Here is a 24,507-nt window from a genome sequence, read left to right as displayed (position 1 = left end):
CGCACGCACGCCCTGGCCCGGCGGAACTGCCGCCGGACCAGGGCGTGAATCGAAAAAGAGTCCTGCCCCTAAAAAATCTTTGGCTGAATACGATCAGGATCCGGCCGTCTCGGCAAATCCGGCGCGGGCTTCGCGTACGAAGGCGCGCACCAGGTCCGAAGCCTTGGAGCCGTCAGGGGCTTCCACGCCGGTATGCACGTCCACGGCGGCCGGACGCACGGTTTTGATAGCCGCCCGCACATTGGCCGGATTCAGGCCACCGGCCAGAATAACCGGACGCGGACTGCGCTGAATCAGCTCCGCGCTCACGGACCAGTCATGGACCTGACCCGTCGCCCCACTGGCGCCGGTGTTGGAGTCGAAGGTGTCGGTGATGAAGGCGTCGCAAACCGGTGAGTAGGCCTGCGCGAACTGCGCCGGCCCCATGGACTCCCGGCCCACGACGTAACTTTTGAAGATGTTCAAAGGGGCGCGGGACTTGATCCGGGCCAAAGTGTCCGGGGAGACGTCTGCGTGCATCTGCACCGTGCCCACGTTCAGAAAACGACACAGATCAACGAGTCGATCCGGGTCCTCCTCGTAGGTGATGAGTACGCAGAGCGCAGGGCCCACCTCTTCAATGATGGCGCGGGCCGTTTCTTCGGAGGTGTCCGGCGCATGAACGGGCAGCCGCAGGGGGAAACCGAGCAGATCCACGCCGCAGTCCAGCAGCATGCGCGCCTCGCCAGGGCTGCGAATTCCCGCCACCTGCACCAGACCGTCGATAATCATACCCTCTCCCCGTGCATGCCCGGAATCACTATTTTTTGGATTCTTTCAGCAGATAACGCGCGGTTTCCAGATCGTAAATCTTCGTCGGATCGACCTTTGAACCACGCTCTTCGTACATCTTGGCGCTCCGCTTGATGATGTCCATGTCCAGCCAGCCGTGACGTTCCCATATCTCGGGATGATCAACATTATTGAGTCTAAATTCGACGTTCCCGTCCTGTTCGCGCACATACATGCGGATGCGCTTGTTCTCGGGATAAGGATAATAAAAGATACCGTCTTTGTCCTGCACTGTTGCCTCCAGAATTGTTTGTTTCCGGGACTTTCAAAGCCCGGGGCAATTGTCAATCCCTGAAAAATCCAAGCGCCGCCCGCAATCGCTGGCCTGCCGTAATAAATACGAACAAAGCAAAGACCAGCGCCACTCCCCCGACTCCTGACGGCCACAAGGCCATGAAGGAGAAAAACAGAAAACCCTCGCTGCGCTCGGCCAGCCCTGCCTGATAGTGAAAACTCTTGCCGGCCGACGAGGGCAGGGCTGCTGCCGCCGTCAGAAAAACCGTCAGGGACAGGATGATGGCCGCGCAGAGTACCAGAAGTTCAAGCCGGGCCTCCGGAAAACGCAGCCCGAAGACCACGATGACCAGCGCCTCCACAGCCCGGTCGCAGACAATGTCCAGCATGGCCCCGGCCCTGCTCGCCAATCCGCTCTGCCGAGCCAGGGTTCCGTCCACCGCATCCAGAAGCCCCGAAAACCACAGCAAGACCAGAAACAGGATTGTCCAGTCCAAAGCCAAGGCGCCGGCGGCCAGGCCGCCCAGCAGCGCGGCCGACAGCGTCACCGCGAGCGGACCGATTCCCCTGCGGGCAAAGGCCTGCGCCATTGCGTCAAAGATCGGCTGAACAAGGCGTCTGGCATGAGTATCAAGCATGAAGCGTCCTCGCGATGCTGATGCGAAAAAAACAAATTTAAGTTTGACACTCAAACAATATCACATTATTTGCTTGCCAATCAAACAATTCGACAAACAAACAACAGCGAGCACCTATGCACAACCATTCCTGTTCCTGCGGCCATGACCATCACCACGAGGCTAATCACGGCGAGCGCGGGACCCGTTTTGTCTTCTGGCTGACCGTGGTCACCATGGCCGCAGAAATTTTTTCCGGCTGGGCTTTCGGCTCCATGGCGCTTCTGGCCGACGGCTGGCACATGGCCAGCCATGCCGGTGCCATGGCCGTGGCCTGGTTCGCCTATGTCTGGGCCCGCAAGAACGCCGACAACCCCGACTTGGTCTTTGGCGCGGGCAAGGTCAATGCCCTGGCCGGATTCGCCTCCGCGGTGGGGCTTATTCTCGTGGCCCTCTATATGGCGGGGGAATCTTTCACGCGGCTGCTCTCCCCCGTACCCATCTCCTTTGGCCCGGCAACCCTGGTGGCTGTGCTGGGCCTGATCATCAACCTCGTCAGCGCATGGTGGCTGCGCGATGAGGACCATGCGCACAGCCATGATCATAACCTGAAGGCCGCCTACATGCATGTCCTGGCCGACGCCCTGACATCGATCCTGGCCATCTTCGCTCTTTTGGGCGGAAAATACTACGGCCTGAACTGGCTCGATCCGGTCATGGGCATTGTCGGAGCCCTGGTCATCGGACGCTGGGCGCTCGGCCTGCTGCGCGAGACCGCCTGGGTCCTCCTCGATCATCGCGCGGACAAGGAACTGCATGCGGACATCCTGCGCCGCATCGAAGACGGCGGCGAGGTCCGGGTCCGCGACCTCTACGTCTGGAACGTGGGGCCTCGCCGCCTGGCTGCGCACGTCACGGTCGAAGACAGGACCCCCCGCCCTCCCGAATACTACAAGGATCTCGTCGCCGAAATTACGCATCTGGAGCACGTCACCGTGGAAGTCCACTCCTGCCCTTGTCCGGCGGAAAGCGCGGATCAAGAATGCCCTGGGGCCGACCATGCATGATCTTGAACAACTCAGTGATCTGCTCATCGAATTCTACGAAAAACTGTCTTCGTGGGAACAGGCCGTGGTCCGGGACACGCCCATCACCCTGCCGCAGATGCACACCCTGGAGATCCTGGGTCAGCAGTCCCCGTTGCGCATGAAGGAGCTGGCGGCCAAGATGGGCGTGACCACCGGGACCCTGACCGTGGGCATAGACCGCCTGGAAAAGCAGGGGCTGGTGACCCGCATCCCCCACGAAACGGACCGCCGCTCCATCCTTGTGTCCCTGACCGAGACCGGGCGGGAGCTCTACCTTGAGCATCATGCCCACCACCTGCACCTGACCCGGGAGATCGAGGCCGCCCTGACCCCGGAGGAAACGGAACAGCTCGCATCCATCCTGACCAAGCTGACCCAGGCGTTGTAAAACCCCGGCCGTCGGAGGAAAACCATTGAAAAACATCTGGAAGCCGGGAAGCTCTTGAGCTACCATCCGCGGGCACGAAACACGAAGGGGCAGGCGCACTGCGGCCCCTCAAACCCCATCCGGTAGCTTTTGCATGAACATCAAACCACTCAGCGATCCGTATCATACCCCAAAAATTCAGATCGACCCGTTCTCACGGCTTTTTCCCAGCGCGGCCTTTTACGCGCGAATTTTATCCATCGTCTGCGAAGCGGCGTGGCGAACCCGGGGAGGCGGCTATTCCATGGAGAAATGGGCCGAGGACAGCCTGACCGTCATACGCAGGGCCGAAGCCAGCGGGCTGCGCTTTCACATCGAGAACGTCTCCGCCGTCACCAGCCTGCCCGGACCCTGCGTGGTCGTGGCCAACCACATGTCCACCCTGGAGACATTCTGCATGCCGGGCATTCTGGCCACCCACCGGCCTATCGCCTTTGTGATCAAGCGCAGCTTGACGACCTATCCGATCTTCCAGCGGATCGTAAACGCCGTCGAACCCATCGCCGTCGACCGCGTCAATGCCCGGGACGATTTCAAGACCGTCATGGAGCAGGGGCAGGAACGCCTCGCGCGCGGCATTTCCGTCATCGTCTTCCCCCAGACCACGCGCACCCTGAATCTTGACCGCCAGGCCTTCAACTCCATCGGCATCAAGCTGGCCAAGAAGGCGGGGGTGCCGGTCGTGCCCTTGGCCCTCAAGACCGACGCCTGGGGCCTGGGCAAGCTGAGCAAGGATTATGGGTGCATCCGGCCGGAGATTCCGGCCCGCTTCTGCTTCGGGGACCCCATGATGATCCGGGGCGCGGGCAAGAATGAACACGAGGAGATCATGGAGTTCATCCATTGGAAGCTCACGGCCTGGAGCGCGACGTGAAAAAAAAGGTCTGCATCCTTTACACCGGCGGGACCATCGGCATGAAGCCCACCCCGCAGGGCTATGCGCCGGAAGCCGGATACCTTGGCCGCGTCATGGCTTCCATGCCCGACTTCTCAAGCCCCGAGATGCCGAAGTACGTCATCTGCGAATACGCCCCGCTGCTTGACTCCTCCAACATGGGCCCGAAAAACTGGCTGGCCATCGCCCGCGACATCGCCGAAAAGTACCACGAATTCGACGGATTCATCGTCATCCACGGCACGGACACCATGGCCTACACGGCCTCGGCCCTGCCCTTCATGCTGGAGGGGCTGGCCAAGCCCGTGGTCCTGACCGGCTCCCAGATCCCCCTGTGCAAGGTCAGAAGCGACGGCCGCGACAACCTCGTCACCGCGCTCATGGTCATAGCCCAGACCCCGGTCTCGGAAGTCTGCCTGTGCTTCGGCAACAGACTGCTGCGCGGCTGCCGTTCAACCAAGGTGGACGCGGCCGGGTTCCAGGCCTTCGACTCACCCAACTACCCGGACCTGGGACACATCGGCGTGACCATTCGGCCTCATCCCGAACTGCTCCTGCCGCCCCGGCCCGCAAACGGCCTGACCGTGCACCCCCTGTCCGAGGCCAGGGTCGGCGCGCTGCGGCTCTTTCCGGGCATCTCCGCCGAGCTGGTGGCCAACGTGCTGCGCTCGCCGCTGCAGGGGCTGGTGCTCGAGACCTACGGCATGGGCAACGGCCCCTCCGACGACGCCGAGCTGATGGACGTCTTGGCCGAGGCGAGCAAACGCGGCGTGGTCATCGTCAACTGCACCCAGTGCCTGCGCGGCACAGTGGACCAGGGTGGATACCAGGCCGGCTCGGCCCTGGCCCGCGCCGGGGTTGTCTCGGGCGTGGACATGACGGCCGAGGCGGCCCTGACCAAGATGATCTATCTTTTCAGCCTGGATCTGCCTCCCGAAGACATCCGGCAAACCATGACCCGGAACCTGCGCGGCGAGCTGACAGAAAACAATGCCGGACACTGAGCTTGTTGAAATCCCGGTGCTGCACCGGGATGAACACCTCATCGCCGTGCACAAACCCGCCGGACTGCTTGTGCACCGCAACGCCCACGCCGGACGCGAACCCTTTCTGCTGCAGATCCTGCGCGACCAGCTCGGCCAGCGCCTCTATCCGGTGCACCGCCTGGACCGCCCCACTTCCGGCCTCATGATCATGGCCCTCTCGCCGCAGGCCGCCCACGCGCTGGCCCTCCAGTTCGCGAGCCAGGAAGTTCATAAAACCTATCTTGCCGTGACGAGGGGATTCGTTCCTCCCCAAGGTCTCATCGACGATGCGCTCAAATCCGAATCCGGCAGCCTGCAGGAGGCCCGAACCGAATTCACGCGCCTGGCCACGGCGGAAATCCCGCACCCGGTCGGCCCAAACCCCACCGCCCGCTACAGCATGGTCCGGGTTCGCCCCAGGACCGGCCGCACCCACCAGATCCGCCGCCACTTCGCCCACATCCGCCACCCGCTCATCGGCGACGTGTTGCGCGGGGACGGCCGGCAGAACCGCTTCTTCCGCGACCATTTCGGCCTGCACCGCCTGCTGCTGGCCAGCGTGGAACTCACCTTCCGCCACCCCGAAGACACCAGTCCTATGACCTTGACCTGCCCCCCTGCGCGGGAACTCCTCGATCTTTTCGGCCAGCTGGGCTGGAACGCCGCCATCGACGCTTTCAACGTCCAAACCAACACGCGCTGACTCCCAAGCCTCCGCACGAGGTTTGCGATTCGACCCTCAGGCTGCCTCTCGAGTGCCTGGATTCCCGCCTACCCATGCTGGGCACACGTTCGCGGGAATGACTGTCAGCGATGCCTGACGACTTTCTGCGAACATTCTTCTCCGCTAAAGCATCCACACGAGGCTTGGCGGTTCGGGCCGCAGGCAGACTCTCGACTGTCTGACTGAGCTTTGGCATCGTTTGGTGAATCATTGCCCACCGCACGAAGTGAAGGCCTGTGTTCGAAGAGGCAATGATTCACCTCTACGAGGCCCGCGATGGAGTTTCGAGAGGCTGCCTGCGGCCCGAACCGCCAAGCCGCCGCCCTGGACCGCCCCCCCCGCCAAATAAGAACAAACAAAAAAAACGCATGACCGCCGCGTCATTGCGGTGATCATGCGTTTTCCGTCTTCAAGGCTGCCCGGTTTGGTCGTGACGCCATTCGGTGAGTCGTGACTTAACTATTAATAAACATGCCTATTTTGACATATTTAGAGGCGCGTGTATTTCGAGACGATGAGTGCGCCGCGTGTTCACAACCGTGTCACTGATCCCAGTGGATGCAGTGCTTTCCGGTGCATCTTCCAGCCATCGCTGCAAGTATGCTTCAGTCCCGAAGTCTTGTCCCGGAGGCCAGCGCCTCCGGGACAAGGGTTAAAAATCCTAGACCTTGGCGGCCTGCAGTTCCTCGGTGGAGTAGCCCCAGCCCACGTTATGGGGAGCAAGGAGTTCTTCGCGGAAGAAGCGGGGCAGCTGGTCGTCTTCGTCGGTGAAGCCGGCGCGCTTGTTGAAATCCAGCTCGTCTTTGAGGCAGTTCACGCCGATGCCCATCATCTCGTCAACGCTCATTTCCTTGCCGGTCAGGCCGGTAATCAGCTTGGCCATGCAGGGCACGCCGCGGGCGTCGTCCAGGATGGCGAAGGCCACGAACAGGCACAGGCCCAGGGAATCGACGGCCGCAGTGGCGATCTGCAGGTTCTTGGACAGTTCGATGTTGCCTTCGTTCTTGTGGCCGTCGACGTCGCCGCCGACTTTGAGCACGTTCTGGCACACGCCGTAGCCGGCGGTGTGGTCCGCGCCCATGGGGGTGGTGGCGTAGGTTACGCCGACGCCCTTGACTGCGCGCGGGTCATAGGCGGGCAGGGCCTGGTTCTTGACCACGGGGATGCGGTCCACGCCGAAAGCCTTGGCCGTGTAGGAGGTGCCGTTGCCGTAGATGCGGCCCAGTGGATCCTTGGAGCCGACCTTGTCCAGTTCGGCCAGGACGCCCTTGCTGTCGCCCCAGGCCAAGACGCCGCCTTCCATGGCCATGGCCATGGTGTTGGCCATCTCGATGGTGTCCATGCCTATTTCGTCGCAGGTGCGGTCCATCTGCGCGATGTCGTCAAGGTTGTCGATGAGGAGGTTCGCGCCGAAGCCCCAGATGGTCTCGTACTCGAAGCCAGTGGTCAGGTATTTGCCGTCCTTGCCGTGGTAAACCTGGGAGCACTGGATCACGCAGCCGGTGTGACAGCCGTGCTTGGTCTTGCCGCCGCGCTTTTCGATATTGGCGGCCAGGGTCTCGCCGGAGATCTTCTCCGCGCCGTCGAACTTGCCCATGCGGAAGTTCTTGGTCGGCAGCGCGCCGGCCTCGTTGATGACGTTGACCAGCACCGCAGTGCCGAACCCGGGCAGGCCCTGGCTGGTGACGGGATGCGTGCGCAGCACGTCGACCCATTCCTTGCGGGCTTCCTTGAACAGTTCTTCGTTGCCATAGACGGTCTTCGCGTTGGCTTCGCCGTCAAGGATGATGGCCTTGACGCCCTTGGAACCCATGACCGCGCCCAGGCCGCCGCGACCGGCGGAGCGGGAGGGCAGGCCTTCCGGATCGGAGAACTGGATGGTGGCGGCGCACAGGCACTGCTCGCCGGCGGGTCCGATCAGTGCGGTCACGGACTTGTCGCCGTAGGCGGACAGGAGCTTTTCCTGGGCCGCATAGTTGCGCATGCCGACCACGGCGGAATCCTTGAACACGACCTTGTCTGCGGAGATGAAGATCTCCTGCATGGGGCTTCCGGCCTCGGGCTTGTCCTCGAGGATGACGGCCAGGAGGTCCAGCTTGGGCAGGGTGTGCGCGAACTGGCCGCCGGAGTTGCTTTCCTTGATGCCGCCGGTCAGGGGCGACTTGGCGCCGACGGAGACACGGCCGGAGTTGGCGGCGTTGGTCGGAGCCAGCACGCCGGCCGCGAAAATAAGCTTGTTTTCGGCGGAAAGCGGGTGACAGTTCGCCGGGACTTCCTTGTTGACCACTCTGGAGGTCAGGGCGCGGCCTCCAAGACCGGCCAGCTCGCCGAGTTCTTCAAACTTGAAGCTCTTGGTTCTGGTATTGATGCGTAGGACTTTCATGCATGCTCCTTGATCATTAATCCGAGTAATAAGGGTTTAGCGGGCAGCCATGATGCCCGCCAAGACATAACTCCAAAAAAAAGACAGGGCTGGGAGGAATGCCAACCCCCAACCCTGCCCCAGTTACTGGCATCATAAATTACGGCAGTCTCACGCTTCGGTTCCGGATCAAAATGACCCGGCGTGCATGCGTTCCCATTTCAAAACAACGGGCTCGCACACCACGTTTCGTCGAATCTGGCCGCTTCCAGAAAATCTTCATCGCGCACAGTGGCCCCGACCTCATCGCGCTCAAGGCTGACTTTCCAATCCGCCTCTTCCAGCAAAAGCAGCGAAGCATCGTCAAACCACATGCGCACCTCCGTTCTCTGTCGGAAAAAAGCGCGCCGGATAACCGGCGCGCACGTGTTCATTACAGGGCAGCCTCGTAAATGCGAGCAACGTCGGCGTCTTTCAGGCAGACAGGGTTGGTGAAACCGCAAGCGTCTTTCTGAGCATTGCCGGTCATGATGGCGATGTCTTCCTTCTTGACGTTCTTGCCGTAGCGCTTGCCCAACTCGATCAGGCCGGAAGGAATACCGACGTCGGTGGACAGCTGCTTGATGGCGTCGAGGGCCTTTTCGGCAGCGGCGCGGATGGACATGCCTTCAACATTCTCGCCCAGGAACTTGGCCATGTCGACAAAGCGTTCGAGCCTGGCGTTCATGTTGGCGCGTTCGACGTGGGGCAGCAGGATGGCGTTGCATTCACCGTGCGGCAGGTCGTAGAAGCCGCCGAGCTGGTGAGCCATGGCGTGGACGTGACCGAGGCTGGCGTTGTTGAAAGCCATGCCGGCCAGGTACTGCGCGAAACACATGCCTTCGCGGGCTTCGATGTCTTTACCATTGGCAACGGCTTTGCGCAGGTATTTGGCGATCAGTTCGATGGCCTTCTGGGCGCAGGCGTCGGTCATGGGGGTGGCGATGGTGGAAACATAGGCTTCCACGGCGTGGGTCAGAGCGTCCATGCCGGTGGCGGCAGTCAGCGCCGGGGGCATGCCGACCATCAGCATCGGATCATCGATGGCGATGCCGGGGGTGACGCGCCAGTCGACGATGGCCATCTTCACCTTGCGGGAAGTATCGGTGATGATACAGAAACGGGTCATTTCAGAAGCGGTGCCGGCGGTGGTGTTGACGGCCAGATATGGAGGCATGGGCTTGGTGGACTTGTCCACGCCTTCGAAGTCATGGATCTTGCCGCCGTTGGCAACAACAAGGCCGATACCCTTACCGCAGTCATGCGAGCTGCCGCCGCCCAGGGAGATCAACGAATCGCACTTGGTCTTCTTGTACACGTCGACACCAGCGTGGACGTTGTTATCCGTGGGATTCGGAATGGTTTCGTCGTATACTTCATACTTCATTCCAGCGGCATCCAGCAGGTCGGTGATCTGCTTGGTCAGACCGCAGCCGGTGATGCCCTTGTCGGTAACTACCAGGGGCTTACTGCCGCCCAGAGCCTTGATTTTCTCAGGAATCTGCTTGGAAGCACCAATACCGATCAGAGTAACGCTGGGAATGAAAAATCCATACACCATTTCTTGAACAGCCATGATTGCACCTCGCTAAAGATTGTTTAACTCAAATAGAATCCACTCAATTAACTCTCGTGATTCCCCTTAAGGCAAGAATGAGGCCAGACTGTCGGAAAACGTGAAAAATTCGTATTATTTAACGCAACATGCCGAAATCAAATCGCATAACCTTGCACTCCCTCCCTGGAAAGAAAGAACGCCCTGCTCATGCGTTTAAAGCCCACCCCGTTTTGTATCACTTTGATCCTGGTCTTTTCAGCACAGTTGAGTCAAAATGACTCATCATGCCTCTTGGCCCCAAAAACCATCTTTGCCAGTCTTCGCAATGTTGGATAGCATGCTCAAAATCGCAAACAATATTCTTTTTATTTTCAATACATTGAATGTCTTCGTTAAAAACAGGCCACTCGTCTGGCAGCCAAGAGCAAGCGGTCGTGTTCTTGCACGATGCACCAGCAAGAGCAGTTGGACCACCCCCGGATCACGAAGACAACCCCGTCGCGAGGAGAAGATATGGATATAAGAAAGTTCTCTCTGCCAGAAATCATTTTCGGGCACGGCAGCATGGAATATACAGGATCGTACGCTCTGCAACTCGGAGCCAAGAAGGTCTTCGTCGTCAGTGATCCGGGCCTCGAACGCAGCGGCTGGGTCGGCAAGCTCATCGGGGTTCTTGAGGCTTCGGCCTTGAAATGGGTGTACTATTCAAATGTAAGTTCCAACCCGCGTGACTACGAAGTGCATCTCGGCGCGGACCTTTACAAGGCGGAAGGAGCGGACGTGGTCATTGGTCTTGGCGGGGGCAGCCCGCTCGACATGGCCAAGGGCGTAGCCACCGTGGCCAGCAACGGCGGCACGATTCAGGACTATGAAGGCGCAAACCTGATCATCAGGCCCTTGCCGCCCATGATCTTCCTGCCGTCCACGGCCGGGAGCGGTTCGGATATTTCCCAATTCGCCATCATCACCGATGTCACGCGCAAGGTGAAGATGTCGCTGATCAGCCGCTCCCTGACTCCCAACGTATCGATCATCGATCCGGATATGCTCTCCACGGCCAGCGACGACCTCGTCGTGACGTCCGCTGTGGACGCATTGTCCCATGCGGTGGAATCCTACGTCTCGCTCATCGCACACACGCTGACCGAGACCCAGGCCTTGAAAGCCATGCATCTCATTCTGCACAACCTCAAACCCGCGCTCAAAACCCGCGACCCCCTGGCCATGGAAAACCTGTCCATGGCCGCCGTGTGCGCAGGTATGAGTTTCAGCAACGCCAGCCTAGGTGCCTGCCACGCCATTGCCCATTCCCTGGGCGGATTTTTCGATACCACGCATGGGATGGTTCACCCGGTGCTGCTCCCGGCAGTCATGAGCTACAACCTGCCCGCCTGCGAAGAAAAGATGGCCATCATCGGAGAAATTGTCCTCGGCAAGCGTCTGTCCTCCTCCCTGCAAACCGCCGAAGGGGGCATCAAACGTCTGAAAGAGATTTTTCTGGAACTCGGCGCGCCGGTTCATTTCCGGGAAATTGTGGACGACGAGTCCGCTTTCCCCCAGATCTGCGAGATGGCCACCAAGGACGCCTGCCTGCTGACCAATCCCCGCCCGGCCACGGCCGAGCAATTACTGGCCATCTGCCAGGAGGTCTGGTGATGGGCAAGACCACGCTCAGCGACATCGTCGGGCCTGAATATACCAAGCTCGGATTTTTCCGCGAAGTGCAGGAAAAAATGGGCGAGCTGGAGACCTACAACGCGGAGCTTGAAAGAAAAAAGCAGGAAATCCAGGACATCCTGAACGGAATCATGGATCTTTTGGCAGTGGTTTCGCCGGATTACCGCATTGTCTACGTCAACAAAGTCTTCCACGACTATTTCGACATCCCGCATCCGGAAGGCCTCTTCTGTTATCAGGTCTTTCGGGGAGGCTCCGAGCCCTGCAAAGTCTGCCCCTTGCGCACGGCCCTGCAAACCGGGAAGCCCGACCGGGCATCATATATAGACCACAGGCCGGACCGCAGCCTGCACTTCGAAGTCGTGGCCTCGCCCATGTTCGACGACAAGAGCCATGTACGCACGGTCCTTGTCTCAAAGCGCGACGTGACCATGGAAAAAGAGTATCAGGCCAAGTATTACCAGGCCGAAAAAATGGCCACCATCGGCCTCTTGGCCGCAGGCGTGGCCCATGAGATCAACAACCCCCTGGCGGCCATCAGCGGCTTTTCCGAAGCCCTGAAGCGCCGTCTGCCCTACCTCGGGACCCTGCTGGACAAGGACACGGAACAGGGAATCCTGGAAGATTTCACGGACTATACGACCACCATCCTCGAAGAATGCAACCGGTGCCGGGACATTGTCGGGAATCTGCTCTCGTTCAGCAGTCAAAAAACATGCAAATTCAATACGATAGACTTAAATTCTCTGGTCGCTGGGTCTTTGAAGATCCTGCACCACCAGATCAAATTGCACCCAGGCATCACCCTGCATCAGGATCTGTGCCCGGAACCGGTGACCATCCGTGGCGCTCAGGGAGAACTCAAGCAGGTCCTCCTGAACCTCGTCCTCAACGCCATGGACGCCATTGAGTCAAAAGGAAGCATCACCATCCGCACCAGCATGGACAGACCCGACCGCGCGGCGCTGATCGTCGAGGACACAGGCCAGGGCATCCCCCCGGAAACCCTGGACAAGCTCTTCATCCCGTTCTTCACCACCAAGACCAAAGGGCACAGCATCGGCATCGGCCTGTCCATCTGCTACAACATCATCAAAATGCACGGCGGGGAAATCCACGTCTGCAGCGAACCCGGCAAGGGTTCCGCCTTTCGGGTCATGCTCCCGACAGGATTTTCAGCCAACAACAAGGATCTGGATACATGAGCATCTTCAATTCCATTGAAATCCTCGTCGTGGATGACGAGTCAAACATACGCAAGCTCTTCTCCCGCGAACTGGCCTCGCCTGGCCGCACCATCCACACCGTGGGCAGCGCGAAAGAGGCTTTTGAGCACCTGCACAAGCATTATTACGACATCATCATCCTGGACATCCGCCTGCCTGACGCCAATGGGCTTGAACTCATGACCAAGCTGCTTGAAACGGTGCCCAACGTGGCCATCATCCTCATCACCGGCTACGCCGACGTGGACAACGCAGTTCAGGCCATGAAAAACGGGGCCTACGACTATATCACCAAGCCCTTTTCCCTGGATCGCATGGAACAAGTCATCGAAAAGGCCTACCAGAGGGTCCGGCTGCAGCGGGAAAACGAACTGCTGCGCCATAATTCGGAACACAAATCCATGCCCAAGTTCATTGGCCATTCCAAGTCCGTGCAGGATGTCCGCTATCTGATCGAAAAAGCCGCGCCGACCGATGTGCCGGTTCTTTTGACCGGCGAAAGCGGCACGGGCAAGAACGTGGCCGCTGCGGCCCTGCACGCCAAAAGCAGGCGCGCGGACCAGCCACTCATCATCAAAAACTGCGGCACGTTCGACAAGGAACTGCTCAGAAGCGAGCTGTTCGGCTACTGCAAAGGGGCCTTTACCGGAGCGGACCGCAGTCATGACGGGCTCTTGTCTCTGGCGCACAAGGCCACGCTCTTCTTCGACGAGGTCGGCGAACTGACCCTGGAGCTGCAGGGCGCGCTCCTGCGCGTACTTGAAACCCAGCATTTCCGCCGCGTGGGCGACAAGGAGGAGCGTTGCGTGGACGTGCGCTTCATCTTTGCCACCAACAAGGACCTGGAGAAGGAGGTTGCGGCAGGCCGGTTTCACGACGCGTTCTACCACCGCATCAACGTCTTCAATATAGAGCTGCCGCCGCTGCGTGAACGCCGCGAAGACATCCCGGCCCTGGTCGAATACTTTCTCGTCTCCCTGGCCAAGGACGGACAGGAGTACAAGATATCTCCGCGAGCCATGCAACAGCTCATGGACAACCCCTGGCCCGGCAATGTGCGCGAGCTCAAAAACATCATTGAGCGGGGCATGATCCTGGCCGAGAACAACATCATAAACGTCCAGGCCTTGCCATTTTGCCAGAAGAGTTGCCAAAACCCGCGCGAAAAGGGGTTCTCGACCCTCGAAGAACTGGAACGCTCGCACATCAGCATGGTCATGCATGCCGTGCAGGGCAACAAATCCCGCGCGGCCCAGGTCCTGGGAATCGGACGCAAGACGCTGTACAGAAAGCTCGAAGAGTACAGGCTGACCGAAGTGGGCACGCAAAATGCCAACTTCCTGAGCAAATAACGCCGGATCATTTTGACCCGATGCGGAAAACATCCCCGGAGTGCGACCGGCAGCAGGGCAACGAGAGAAACCGGTAAAAAACACGACACGCAATAACCGCTTACGACTGTTGTGTTTTTTTCCGGCATCCTCTAGCCTGGGGCGGATCGAAAAATTTCGCTGCGTCCCGGCGGGCCCACGCCTGGCCGGAACCGCGGCAAAAAACTCGAGGGGATTCACCAATGCCGACGGTATTCTTCTTTTGCGACGCCAAAGGGCGCATTGTCGAAGCGCACGCGGGAGAGTTCGAGGAATGGGACCTGTCTCCCGGCACATCACTGTGCGACGCCCTGGGCATAGACTGCCCGGACGGAGAGCTCCTATTGGCCCGCCTTTCCGCTGAAACCACCCACACCCTGACCGGACCTTCGGGCCAACCCGTGAGCCTGCGGATCATCCCGCTGCCGAGGACTCTTGCGCCGGCGGGAGGTGTCCTGGTCACCGTGGGGATCTCCTCACAGCTTGGCATTCTCGCTGCGGACAGTCCCGAACCCTCTGCCGCCACGTTGGACTACGCCGTTTTCAACGCCGTGTTCAACGACGCGCGCGATGCCATCCTGCTCACGGATGGACAATTCCGCATCCTTGCGGCCAACCGCAAAGCCCACTCCCTGTATGGCAGAGGAGATGAGCCCCTGACCGGAACCAGTTTCCGAAGCATCCTGCGCGCCGTGGACGAGGCGCGAATCCTGGCCTCGGCCAGAGCGCTGAAAAATGGCGCATCCTGGCGCGGAGCCCTCACCGCCCTCAGACCGGATGGCCAGGAAACACCGGTCAAGCTTGGCGTTCGATGTCTGAGCGTGGGGGAAGTGCGCCTGTTTCAATTCATGATGCGCGACCTGCGCGGACGCATCGCCCTGGAACGTGACCTGGCCCAAAGCAGGCTGGCAGTCGCGGACATGAACACGGCCTTGAAACAGGTTCTGCGCAACGTGGAAGAAGAGCGCCAAGAACTCAAAGACGAGCTGGTGCAACAGGTCCGCGAAGAAGTGCTGCCAACGGTGGAGCGTATCGCACTTGAGGATTCCCCCCTCGTACGCCAAGCCTACAGGTCGGCCCTGGAAGAAAAGATCGCCGACATGGGCGTGACCGCGCCGGAATCCGCAAATCTCTTTGCCAGGCTGACTCCCCGCGAAATGGATATCTGCCGTCTCATCCAGCAGAGCTGGCAAGGCCGGGCCATCGCCGAAGAACTCGGCATCTCCTTTGAAACCCTGCAGACGCACCGCAAGAACATTCGCCGCAAGCTCGGGCTCAAAGGCGGTCCGATCTCTCTTTCCGCCTTCGTGCAACAGCACCCTCCATTTTAGGTTATCGGGTATCCATGCATACCCGATACATCCCCGCTCCCTCCCCTTGATCTTCCGCATTTTTCCCCTAGTCTACCCAATGCTGCAAAAAGGCGCGCAAAAACGCGCACTTTGCCAATGTTAGCCAAGGAGTTTGAATGGCAAAAATATATGTTGAAGGTCTGTATAAAATTTTCGGCCCCAACCCAAAAAAAGCTCTGGAGATGCTGTCCCAGGGCAAAAGCAAGGACGACATCATGTCCTCCATCAAGCACGGCGTGGGCGTGAACAACGCCACCTTCGAAGTGCATGAAGGAGAGATCGTGGTTGTCATGGGCTTGTCCGGCAGCGGAAAATCAACGCTGGTGCGCTGTCTGAACCGGCTGATCACGCCCACCGCGGGCAAGATCCTCATCGACGGGCGCGACGTCCTGACCATGGGTGAAGACGAACTGCGCCAGTTGCGACAGCGCAAGATGGGCATGGTCTTTCAGAATTTCGCCCTCTTTCCGCACCGCACAGTGCTCGAAAATGCGGCCCTGGGCCTTGAGATTCAAGGCATGGACAAGGAGCAGCGCCTGAAGCTCGCCGACGAGGCCCTCTCCCTGGTCGGCCTTGACGGATGGGGCGCGTCATACCCGCGCCAGTTGTCCGGCGGCATGCAGCAGCGTGTCGGGCTTGCCCGGGCGCTGGCCCTTTCCCCGGACATCCTGCTCATGGATGAGGCCTTCAGCGCGCTCGATCCCCTCATTCGCCGCGACATGCAGGACGAACTCATCAACCTGCAGGAACGGATGCAAAAGACCATCGTCTTCATTTCCCATGATCTGGACGAAGCCCTGAAGCTCGGCGACCGCATCATTCTCATGAAGGACGGCGCCATCGTGCAGATCGGCTCGCCGGAGGAAATCCTGACCCATCCCGCCGACGATTACGTGGCGCGCTTTGTCGAGGACGTGGACATCACCAAGGTCCTGACCGCCGAGTCCGTCATGAAGCACAGCGAGGCCGTAGCCTATCTGCGCACCGACGGTCCCCGCGCGGCCCTGCGCAAGATGCGCAAGCACAACATCGCCCATCTTTTCGTGGTCGACCACACGCATCGTCTGGTGGGCATCGTGTCCGCCGATGCTGCCGCCATCCTGGCCCAGCGCGGCGAAGGGAGCCTGACCGAGGCCATCTGTACGGACATCAAGACCGTGTATCCGGAAACGCCGGCCCAGGATCTTTTCACCATCATGGCGGAGTTGCCGTATCCCCTGGCCGTGGTCGACGAAGCAAACAAGTTCAAGGGAGTCATTGTGCGCGGCACTCTGGTCGCGGCCCTGGCTGAAAGAGGAGGTGCCGCATGAACGAGTACAAACTTCCGGTAGGCGAGGTCATCGAGACGGGCATTGACTTTCTGGTCGAGCATCTGTCCTTTATCACCAAAGCCAGCGCCGAAATTGTCGAGATGCTTCTTGGGGCCATGGAGAGCGGACTGCTGCTCATCCCCATCCCGGTGTTCATCGTGCTGGTGGGCGCCGGTGTATGGTTCCTGACCAAGGAGCGCAAACTCACCCTGGGCAGCGCCCTTGGCCTGGCGCTGATCTGGAACATGGGACTCTGGACCGCCACGGTCAGCACCATCGCCCTGGTCCTGGTCGCCACGCTCTGCGCCATCGCCATCGGCGTGCCGCTGGGCATCTGCGCAGCCATCAGCAAGGGCACATACAGAGTGGTCATGCCCATCCTCGACGTGATGCAGACCATGCCCGCCTTTGTCTACCTGATCCCGGCCATCCCTTTTTTCGGCCTGGGCAAGACTGCGGCCATTTTTTCCACCGTCATCTTTTCCATGCCGCCGGCGATCCGTTTCACGTGCCTGGGGATCCGCCAGATCCCCGCGGAACTTGTGGAATGCTCCACCGCGTTCGGCGCGACTCGCATGCAGCGGCTGTACAAGCTGGATCTGCCCCTGGCCGCGCCGACCATCATGGCCGGCATCAACCAGACAGTCATGCTGGCCCTGTCCATGGTCGTCATCGCGTCCATGATCGGCGCCAAGGGTCTGGGCGGCGAAGTTTGGAAAGCCATCCAGCGCCTGCAGATGGGACGCGGATTCGAGGCGGGCATCGCCATCGTCATTGTGGCCATGATCCTGGACCGGGTGCTGCAGAAGCTTGGCACCCGAAAAGAAAACTAAAACAAAGGAGTTACCTGTGAAAAAAATTCTACTCACCATCGCATGCCTGATGCTTTTGATCCAACCGGCCCTGGCCGCCAAGGGCAAGGTCCGCCTGGCCTACGTTGAATGGGACTGCGCCACGGCCAGCACCGCGGTGGCCCAGGCCGCCCTGGAAGAGATGGGCTATGAGGTCGAGACCCTGCCTGTGGCCGCGGCAGCCATGTGGCAGGCCCTGGGCACCGGCGACGTTGACGCCATGGTCACCGCATGGCTGCCCGTGACCCACGCCGACTATTATGCCAAGGTCAAGGACAAGGTCGAAAAGGTGTCCGTCGTCTCCGGCGGGGCCAAGCTGGGTTGGGCCGTGCCGGCCTACGTGACCATAGACTCCATTGAGGAGCTGAACGCCAACGCCGACAAATTTGGCGGCAAGATCATCGGCATCGACCCGGGCGCCGGGCTCATGAAGCTGTCCGAGCAGGCCATGGCCGACTACAAGCTGGACAAGCTCGAACTGATGGAAGGCTCCGGCGCGACCATGACGGCGGCCCTGGACAATGCCATCAAGAACAAGGAGTGGGTGGTCGTCACCGCCTGGTCCCCGCACTGGATGTTCGGCAAGTGGGAACTCAAATATCTGGAAGACCCCAAGGGTGTCCTGGGTGGCGAAGAACAGATCGAGGCCATCGTGCGCAAGGGTCTCAAAAAGGACATGCCTGAAGTTCATGCCTTCTTCTCCAACTTCAAGTGGGATTCTCCGGCCCAGCTGCAGATGGTCATGGCCTGGAACCAGGAAGGCGGAAGCCCCGAAGAAAACGCCCAGCGTTTCCTGAAGGAATATCCCAAGACCGTGAAGGGCTGGATGGGCAAGTAACGGCGGACAGAAACACGACGCTAAACGGCGCAGGCCGGGGTATGCTCCCCGGCCTGCGCCGTTCTTTTTTATCCAGCCGGGAAATGCGAGGTTCGACGACGATGCCGACCCCCCGTAGGGGCGAAAAATCTTTCGCCCCCGCTGCCTTTTGTTACGCTGCGGGATGGCCGAAGAAGAGAGGGGCGAAAGATTTTTCGCCCCTACGGGTCCCTCGTGCGCCGGGGGCATTCTTCCTTTCCCCCACAAACGAAAACCCCGGCTCGCACCGGGGTTTTCTGGTCAGGCCAGCTTTCCGCAACATTTCTTGTATTTCTGCCCGCTGCCGCAGGGGCAGGGGTCGTTGCGGCCGACTTTGGGGTCGACCCGCCGCACGGTGTCCGGCTTCTTGTCGGCGGGTTCGTTGCCGCCGACATATTTCACGTCTTCCTGCTCCTCGTGCTTGAGCTCCTCCTGCTTGACCGCCTCGATGCGCAGGTGGGTGAGCGCTTTCATGGTGTTCTCGCGGATGCGGAAGATGAGGTCCTCGAAGAGCTCAAAGCCCTCTCGCTTGTACTCCTGCTTGGGGTCGCGCTGGGCGTATCCGCGCAGGCCGATGCCTTCCTTCAGGTAGTCCATCTGCAAGAGGTGGTCTTTCCAGTTGCGATCAAGGGCGTCGAGCAGGAAGAAGCGCAGGATTTCCTGGTACTGGTCCGGGGCGAGGGAGCGATGCTCTTCCAGCACGGAGAGGATGGCGGCCCGCGCCTCCTCCTTCTCCATGAATTTTCCGCCCGGAGCCATGCGCTCCATGGCGAAGATCTCGTCCAACTTGGAGCGGATCATGCCCCGCGCTTCCTCCAGGGATTCGGCCTGCCCCTTTCTGTTGTCCAAAGGCTCGTAGACCTGGGAGAGAAGATCGTCGACAAACTCTTCCACGGTGGGCTGCAGGTCTTCGGCGATCATGAATTCGCGGCGCAGGGAGTAGATGACCTCGCGCTGCTGGTTCATGACGTTGTCGTAGTCGATGAGCTGCTTGCGGATTTCGAAGTTGTGCCCTTCGACCCGCTTCTGGGCGTTTTCGATGGACCGGGAGATGAGCGGGTTCTCGATGGTCTGCCCGTCCTCCAGGCCAAGTTTTTCCATGATCCCTGCGATGCGCTCGGAGCCGAAGAGGCGCATGAGCGTGTCGTCCAGGGCCAGATAGAAGCGCGAGGAGCCGGGGTCGCCCTGACGCCCGGCGCGGCCACGCAACTGGTTGTCGATGCGCCTGCTCTCGTGGCGCTCGGAGCCCAGGATGTGCAATCCGCCAAGCTCGCGCACGCCCTCGCCCAGCACGATGTCCGTGCCGCGGCCGGCCATGTTGGTGGCGATGGTCACGCGGCCCTTCTGACCGGCCATGGCCACGATCTCGGCTTCCTTCTCGTGATACTTGGCGTTCAGGACTTCATGCGGAACGCCCTTCTTCTTGAGCAGCGTGGAGATGTACTCGGATTTCTCGATGGAGGTGGTGCCGACCAGGACCGGCTGGCCCTTGGCGTGCAGGCCCTTGATCTCCTCCACGATGGCCCCGAACTTTTCGGCCTGGGTCTTCAGAATGACGTCGGGAAAATCCTTGCGCACCATCTGCTTGTTCGGCGGCGCGACCACGACTTCCAGCCCGTAGATCTGCTGGAACTCGACGGCCTCGGTATCGGCCGTACCGGTCATGCCGGAGAGCTTCTTGTACATGCGGAAGAAGTTCTGGAAGGTGATGCTGGCCAGGGTCTGATTCTCGGCTTCGACCTTGACCCCTTCCTTGGCCTCCAGGGCCTGGTGCAGGCCGTCGCTGAAGCGCCGTCCGGGCATGAGCCGGCCGGTGAATTCATCGACAATGACCACCTGCCCGTCTTTGACGATGTAGTGGTCATCAAGGGTGAAAAGGTAGTGGGCGCGCAGGGCCTGCAGGATGTGGTGCTGCAGGGTGATGTTGGCCGGGTCGAAGAGGTTGGTCACGCCCAGGATTTCTTCGCAGTGCACCACGCCTTCGTCGGTCAGCACGACGGTGCGCGCCTTTTCGTCGATGGTGAAGTGATCGTCGCGCGTCAGGCGGGGTATGATGGAATTGACCCGCGCATAGAGCGTGGTCGATTTCTCGCCCGGTCCCGAAATGATGAGCGGCGTACGGGCCTCGTCGATGAGGATGGAGTCCACTTCGTCGACGATGGCGAAATTGAGCGGGCGCTGCACAAGCTGATGCTTGTAGAACTTCATGTTGTCGCGCAGGTAGTCGAACCCGAACTCGTTGTTGGTGCCGTAGGTCACGTCCGCGCCGTAGGCCTCCTGACGCTCGGCGTCGGAGAGGCCGTGCACGATGACGCCAACGGTCAGCCCCATGAACGTGTAGAGCTGGCCCATCCAGGCCGCGTCACGCCTGGCCAGGTAATCGTTGACCGTGACCACGTGCACGCCCTTGCCGGACAGGGCATTCAAAACCACGGGCAGGGTCGCGACCAGGGTCTTGCCCTCACCGGTCTTCATTTCCGCGATCTTGCCCTGGTGCAGGATCATGCCGCCCATGAGCTGCACGTCGAAATGGCGCATGCCAAGCACCCGCCTGCTGGCCTCGCGGGTCAGGGCGAACACTTCAGGCAGCAGGGACTCAAACTCGCGCCCAGCGGCCACTTCCTCCCGGTATCCGGCGAAGCGGGCCGGAATCTCGGCATCGGACAGGGCCTGCATCTCCTTTTCCAGGGCGTTTATCCTGGCCACCGTGGGCAGCAAGGTTTTCAGATACCTGTCATTTCTGGAACCGAATATTTTCTTGGTCAAATAACCGATCATGAATACTCCCGACTCGCTGGTCTTGGGGGATAAAAGAGTCTCTTGCCGGGGGCGGGTGCTCCGGCTAGAAATCGGACCAATGCCCCGAGTTCACGCACTAGGGCAGATTTTTTACAATGACAACCGCAAGAAGGCAGCCATGAACGAACATAACCGCGCGCTTCTGATCATCGACATGCAATACGACTTCGCCGTGCCCGGCGGGGCCTGCGAGGTAGCAGGAGCCCACGCCACCATTCCCGTCATCCGCAAGGTCCTGACTTCGTTTCGGGACCTGGGACGGCCGGTCTTTCACATCGTGCGGGAATACCGCAGCGATGGCTCCGACGTTGAAATTTCACGCCAGGAGGCCTTGAAAACACGCCCCATGGTGGTGCCCGGCACCCCGGGAGCCCGCATCGCGCCGGGCCTGGAGCCCATCGAAGGCGAATACCGCATCGTCAAGCAACGCTTCAGCGCCTTCATGTTCACGGAGCTGGATCTGATCCTGCGCCGCAAGGGGATCTCGCATCTGGCCGTGACCGGCACGCAGTTGCCGTTCTGCCTGCGCGCCACCCTTTTCGACGGCTTGAGCCTGGGCTATCACATGACCTTACTCACCGACGCCTCATCCTCGCGCACGCAGGAAATTCATCTGGCCAACATCCGCGACATCCGCGACGCGGGCATGGCCTGCGTGACTGTGGAGGAATACCTGTCAGGCATCACCCCTCCGGCCTGATGCCGCACCGGGTACGCCCCTCTGCCCGTCAGGCCCGGTTCATCTCCCGCTCGGTGTCGCGGTTCACAGCTTTCTGCTTCAAATCCTCGCGCCGGTCGTAGACCTTCTTGCCCTTGGCCAGGGCCAGCTCGATCTTGATCTTGCCGTCCTTGAAATACAGTTTGGTCGGCACCAGGGTCAGCCCCTTCTGCTCCATCTTTGATTTGAGCGAATGTATCTCATGACGGTGCATGAGCAGCTTTCTCTCCCGGTCCGGGACATGCTGCGCGTATCCGGCGTTGGCGTAGGTGGAGATGTGCACGCCCGAAAGAAAGGCCTCGCCGTCCGAGATGCGCACGTAGCCGTCCATGAAGTTGACCTTTCCGTCACGCAGGGATTTGACCTCGGAGCCGGTCAGCATGATCCCGGCCTCGATGAAGTCGAGCAGTTCGTAAAAGTGACGGGCCTTGCGGTTGGCCGCGATGATCTTGATGCCTGTGGGCTTGGCGCACATGAAAAAATCCTTGAAGTTGAAATCTAGTCGTCCACCAGGGAGGAGTAGAACATGAGCTCCTCAGGGAAACGGCGGAAGATCATTTCCCGGACGAGCTTGTTGTTGCGGGCCACCGAATGGCTGGCCATGACCTGCTTCAAAAGGGCGTTGCATTCCTCCATGGAGGCCTGGCGGACAATGCGCTTGATGCCCGGAATGGCCTGGGGCCCGAGGCTGATGGAGTCGACCTGCATGCCCATGAGCACCGGGATGCAAAACGGATCGGCCGCCAGTTCGCCGCACAGGCAGACCTCGATGCCGGCCCGGTGGGCCGAGTCCACCACCCATTTGATGGAGCGCACGATGGCCGGATGCAGGGGCTGGTACAGATAGGACACGTCCTTGTTGGTGCGGTCGATGCCAAGCGAATACTGAATGAGGTCATTAGTGCCGATGCTGAAAAAGTCCACCTCGCGGGCCAGAAAATCAGCGGTGATAACGGCGCTGGGCACCTCGATCATGATGCCCATGGGCATGTCCTCGCGGAAGCAGACCCCCTCGCTGTGCATCTCTTCCTGGACTTCGCGGTAGAACTTCTTGACCTCCACCAGTTCCTGCAGGCCGGAAATCATGGGAAACATGATGGACACGTTGCCCAGCACGCTGGCCTTCAAAATGGCGCGCAACTGCGTGCGGAACACTTCCCGGTGCTTCAGGCAATAGCGGATGGCCCGCAGCCCCAGGGCAGGGTTGGCCTCGGCCGAAGACTGCATGCGCATGAGCTTGTCCGCGCCCACGTCCAGCGTGCGGATGACCAGCTTCTTGGGCGCGACCAGGGAGGCCATGTCCATGTAAATCTCGGTCAGCTCCTCCTCGCTGGGCATCCCGTTCCGGTTCAGATAGCTGTACTCGGAACGGAAGAGCCCAATGCCTTCCCCGCCGTTGTCGTTGACCGCCACGACCTCTTCAAAAAGCTCGATATTGGCCAAAACCTGCACCCGATATCCGTCGATGGTCTCGGCGGGCAGATGGCAGGAGCGCATGATCGTGGCCTGGTAGGTCTCGAACTGGGTCTGCAGGTCCGTGTAGCGGGCCAGCTCGTCCTCGTCGGGGTCGATGATGATGCGCCCATGGAACCCGTCCAGGATGATGATCCCGCCCTCGGCCAGATCGTCGCCCAGACCCTCCACCCCGACCACGGCCGGGATTTGCAGGGAGCGGGCGAGGATGCCGGCGTGGGAGGTCTTGCCGCCCTGGGCCGTGGCGAAAGCCATGATCTTGTTCACATCGAGCTCGATGGTGTCCGCCGGGGACAAATCATGAGCCAGCAGAATGGCGCGGTGCTTGATGGCCTGATGCCCGCTTTCCCCGCCGACCAGCTTGCCGAGCACCCTCTCGGCCACCAGGCGGACATCCTGCATGCGCTGCCGCAAGTATTCGTCGGCGATGGAGGCGAATATCTCCTGCACATCCCCGACGGCCCTCTCCAGGGACCATTCGGCATTGACCCGGGAAAGGGCGATGTGGTCCAGGGCCCGTTTGCGGAACTTGTGATCGCGCAGCATCATCAGGTGGGACTCGATGATGGCCGAGTGTTCCTTCAAATCCTCCGGCACCAGGGAGAGGATTCGTTCCAGGTCGTGCAGGGCCGCATCAAAGGCGCGGGTCAGACGCTCCCTTTCAAAAGGCACATCCGCATCGGGCACGGTCTGGCGGACCGTGCCGGAGAAGTGACTTTTGTTGAGGTAATACGCGCGGCCAATGGCGATGCCGGCCGAGACGGGAATACCGAAGAGCGTGCGGGAAGCCATCAGCGATCCTCTCCGAACATGTCTTCAAAAAGTTTTGAAACGCCTGTGATGGCATCGCCGGCATCGGGGCCCTGCGCACGCAGGGTCAGCTCGGTTCCCTGCGGAGCGGCCAGGGAAAGCAGGTCGAGGATGGATTTGGCATCGGCCTCCATATCACAGGAATGGACTGTGATGGAGGCCGCATAGCGCTGGGCTTCCTGAGAAATCTTTCCTGCGGGCCGGGCATGAAGCCCGAGGCTGTTCCCGACCCGGATAACCTTTTCCTGCACTTCGCCCATTTTAC

General features: G+C 60.3%; 23 protein-coding genes. 13 read left to right on the top strand and 10 right to left on the bottom strand.

Annotated elements, in window-relative coordinates; all coding sequences use genetic code 11:
- Positions 1-93: 93 nt before the first annotated feature.
- The 3 genes from DBAC_RS16670 to DBAC_RS16660 are packed head-to-tail and all read right to left on the bottom strand — an operon-like array spanning position 94 to position 1,703.
- Positions 94-771, bottom strand: coding sequence for a phosphoribosylanthranilate isomerase (locus DBAC_RS16670; RefSeq protein ID WP_015775495.1), 678 nt, complete (start codon positions 769-771; stop codon positions 94-96).
- Between the two features lie 28 nt (positions 772-799).
- Positions 800-1,063: a hypothetical protein gene (locus tag DBAC_RS16665; RefSeq protein WP_015775494.1), complete on the bottom strand. Its 264-nt coding sequence runs from the start codon at positions 1,061-1,063 to the stop codon at positions 800-802.
- A 52-nt stretch (positions 1,064-1,115) separates the two neighbouring features.
- Positions 1,116-1,703 carry a CDP-alcohol phosphatidyltransferase family protein gene (locus DBAC_RS16660; RefSeq protein WP_015775493.1) on the bottom strand — a complete coding sequence of 196 codons (588 nt, stop codon included), beginning with the start codon at positions 1,701-1,703 and terminating at the stop codon, positions 1,116-1,118.
- Between the two features lie 116 nt (positions 1,704-1,819).
- Here DBAC_RS16660 and DBAC_RS16655 point away from each other — a divergent pair, with 116 nt between their 5' ends.
- From DBAC_RS16655 to DBAC_RS16635, 5 genes are all read left to right on the top strand, one after another.
- Positions 1,820-2,749 carry a cation diffusion facilitator family transporter gene (locus DBAC_RS16655; protein WP_015775492.1) on the top strand — a complete coding sequence of 310 codons (930 nt, stop codon included), beginning with the start codon at positions 1,820-1,822 and terminating at the stop codon, positions 2,747-2,749.
- Positions 2,742-3,158: a MarR family winged helix-turn-helix transcriptional regulator gene (locus tag DBAC_RS16650; RefSeq protein WP_015775491.1), complete on the top strand. Its 417-nt coding sequence runs from the start codon at positions 2,742-2,744 to the stop codon at positions 3,156-3,158. Before DBAC_RS16655 ends, DBAC_RS16650 begins: the two co-directional genes overlap by 8 nt.
- A 133-nt stretch (positions 3,159-3,291) precedes the next feature.
- Positions 3,292-4,071: a lysophospholipid acyltransferase family protein gene (locus DBAC_RS16645; RefSeq protein WP_015775490.1), complete on the top strand. Its 780-nt coding sequence runs from the start codon at positions 3,292-3,294 to the stop codon at positions 4,069-4,071.
- Positions 4,068-5,096 carry an asparaginase gene (gene ansA / locus DBAC_RS16640; RefSeq protein ID WP_043813059.1) on the top strand — a complete coding sequence of 343 codons (1,029 nt, stop codon included), beginning with the start codon at positions 4,068-4,070 and terminating at the stop codon, positions 5,094-5,096. Before DBAC_RS16645 ends, ansA begins: the two co-directional genes overlap by 4 nt.
- Positions 5,083-5,820 (top strand): pseudouridine synthase, encoded by a 738-nt coding sequence (locus DBAC_RS16635; protein WP_015775488.1) that lies wholly within the window; start codon positions 5,083-5,085, stop codon positions 5,818-5,820. The genes ansA and DBAC_RS16635 overlap by 14 nt, the downstream gene beginning before the upstream one ends.
- Before the next feature lie 682 nt (positions 5,821-6,502).
- Here the strand turns inward: DBAC_RS16635 and DBAC_RS16630 are convergent.
- The 3 genes from DBAC_RS16630 to DBAC_RS16625 all read right to left on the bottom strand — a co-directional run bounded on the left by DBAC_RS16630 (position 6,503) and on the right by DBAC_RS16625 (position 9,818).
- A complete protein-coding gene (locus tag DBAC_RS16630) occupies positions 6,503-8,224 on the bottom strand; it encodes an aldehyde ferredoxin oxidoreductase family protein (RefSeq protein WP_015775487.1) in 1,722 nt (573 codons plus the stop codon).
- Between the two features lie 200 nt (positions 8,225-8,424).
- A complete protein-coding gene (locus DBAC_RS19260) occupies positions 8,425-8,577 on the bottom strand; it encodes a hypothetical protein (protein WP_153304568.1) in 153 nt (50 codons plus the stop codon).
- A 59-nt stretch (positions 8,578-8,636) separates the two neighbouring features.
- The gene (locus tag DBAC_RS16625; protein ID WP_015775485.1) at positions 8,637-9,818 is read right to left on the bottom strand and encodes an iron-containing alcohol dehydrogenase; all 1,182 of its coding nucleotides are present in this window, start codon (positions 9,816-9,818) and stop codon (positions 8,637-8,639) included.
- A 495-nt stretch (positions 9,819-10,313) separates the two neighbouring features.
- On the opposite strand from DBAC_RS16625, the gene DBAC_RS16620 reads away from it, so the two are divergent.
- The 7 genes from DBAC_RS16620 (at position 10,314) to DBAC_RS16590 (ending at position 18,424) form a co-directional block, all read left to right on the top strand.
- Positions 10,314-11,456 carry an iron-containing alcohol dehydrogenase gene (locus tag DBAC_RS16620; RefSeq protein WP_015775484.1) on the top strand — a complete coding sequence of 381 codons (1,143 nt, stop codon included), beginning with the start codon at positions 10,314-10,316 and terminating at the stop codon, positions 11,454-11,456.
- A complete protein-coding gene (locus DBAC_RS16615; RefSeq protein WP_015775483.1) occupies positions 11,456-12,682 on the top strand; it encodes a two-component system sensor histidine kinase NtrB in 1,227 nt (408 codons plus the stop codon). Before DBAC_RS16620 ends, DBAC_RS16615 begins: the two co-directional genes overlap by 1 nt.
- Complete coding sequence (locus DBAC_RS16610; protein ID WP_015775482.1) at positions 12,679-14,055, top strand: sigma-54-dependent transcriptional regulator; 1,377 nt, start codon at positions 12,679-12,681, stop codon at positions 14,053-14,055. Before DBAC_RS16615 ends, DBAC_RS16610 begins: the two co-directional genes overlap by 4 nt.
- 221 nt (positions 14,056-14,276) lie before the next feature.
- On the top strand, positions 14,277-15,404 hold the full coding sequence (locus DBAC_RS16605) for a PAS domain S-box protein (RefSeq protein ID WP_015775481.1): 1,128 nt from the start codon (positions 14,277-14,279) through the stop codon (positions 15,402-15,404).
- 137 nt (positions 15,405-15,541) lie between these two features.
- The gene (locus tag DBAC_RS16600) at positions 15,542-16,735 is read left to right on the top strand and encodes a quaternary amine ABC transporter ATP-binding protein (protein WP_015775480.1); all 1,194 of its coding nucleotides are present in this window, start codon (positions 15,542-15,544) and stop codon (positions 16,733-16,735) included.
- A complete protein-coding gene (locus DBAC_RS16595) occupies positions 16,732-17,568 on the top strand; it encodes an ABC transporter permease (RefSeq protein ID WP_015775479.1) in 837 nt (278 codons plus the stop codon). The genes DBAC_RS16600 and DBAC_RS16595 overlap by 4 nt, the downstream gene beginning before the upstream one ends.
- Before the next feature lie 16 nt (positions 17,569-17,584).
- A complete protein-coding gene (locus tag DBAC_RS16590; protein WP_015775478.1) occupies positions 17,585-18,424 on the top strand; it encodes a glycine betaine ABC transporter substrate-binding protein in 840 nt (279 codons plus the stop codon).
- A 279-nt stretch (positions 18,425-18,703) separates the two neighbouring features.
- Here DBAC_RS16590 and secA read toward each other — a convergent pair whose 3' ends face one another.
- Positions 18,704-21,220 carry a preprotein translocase subunit SecA gene (gene secA, locus DBAC_RS16585; protein ID WP_015775477.1) on the bottom strand — a complete coding sequence of 839 codons (2,517 nt, stop codon included), beginning with the start codon at positions 21,218-21,220 and terminating at the stop codon, positions 18,704-18,706.
- Positions 21,221-21,359: 139 nt separating this feature from the next.
- Here secA and DBAC_RS16580 point away from each other — a divergent pair, with 139 nt between their 5' ends.
- Entirely contained in the window at positions 21,360-21,941 is a 582-nt protein-coding gene (locus DBAC_RS16580; protein ID WP_015775476.1) for a cysteine hydrolase family protein, read from the top strand.
- Positions 21,942-21,969: 28 nt separating this feature from the next.
- Here DBAC_RS16580 and smpB read toward each other — a convergent pair whose 3' ends face one another.
- Genes smpB through DBAC_RS16565 form a run of 3 tightly spaced genes read right to left on the bottom strand, consistent with a single transcriptional unit; the run spans position 21,970 to position 24,502 of the window.
- A complete protein-coding gene (gene smpB, locus DBAC_RS16575; protein ID WP_015775475.1) occupies positions 21,970-22,434 on the bottom strand; it encodes an SsrA-binding protein SmpB in 465 nt (154 codons plus the stop codon).
- 23 nt (positions 22,435-22,457) lie between these two features.
- Complete coding sequence (gene ptsP, locus DBAC_RS16570) at positions 22,458-24,224, bottom strand: phosphoenolpyruvate--protein phosphotransferase (protein ID WP_015775474.1); 1,767 nt, start codon at positions 24,222-24,224, stop codon at positions 22,458-22,460.
- Positions 24,224-24,502 (bottom strand): HPr family phosphocarrier protein, encoded by a 279-nt coding sequence (locus tag DBAC_RS16565; protein ID WP_015775473.1) that lies wholly within the window; start codon positions 24,500-24,502, stop codon positions 24,224-24,226. Before DBAC_RS16565 ends, ptsP begins: the two co-directional genes overlap by 1 nt.
- Positions 24,503-24,507: the final 5 nt, after the last annotated feature.

The sequence above is a fragment of the Desulfomicrobium baculatum DSM 4028 genome, from assembly GCF_000023225.1.
GTDB classification, from domain to species: Bacteria; Desulfobacterota; Desulfovibrionia; order Desulfovibrionales; family Desulfomicrobiaceae; genus Desulfomicrobium; species Desulfomicrobium baculatum.
This window is presented reverse-complemented; position numbering and strand designations above follow the sequence as displayed.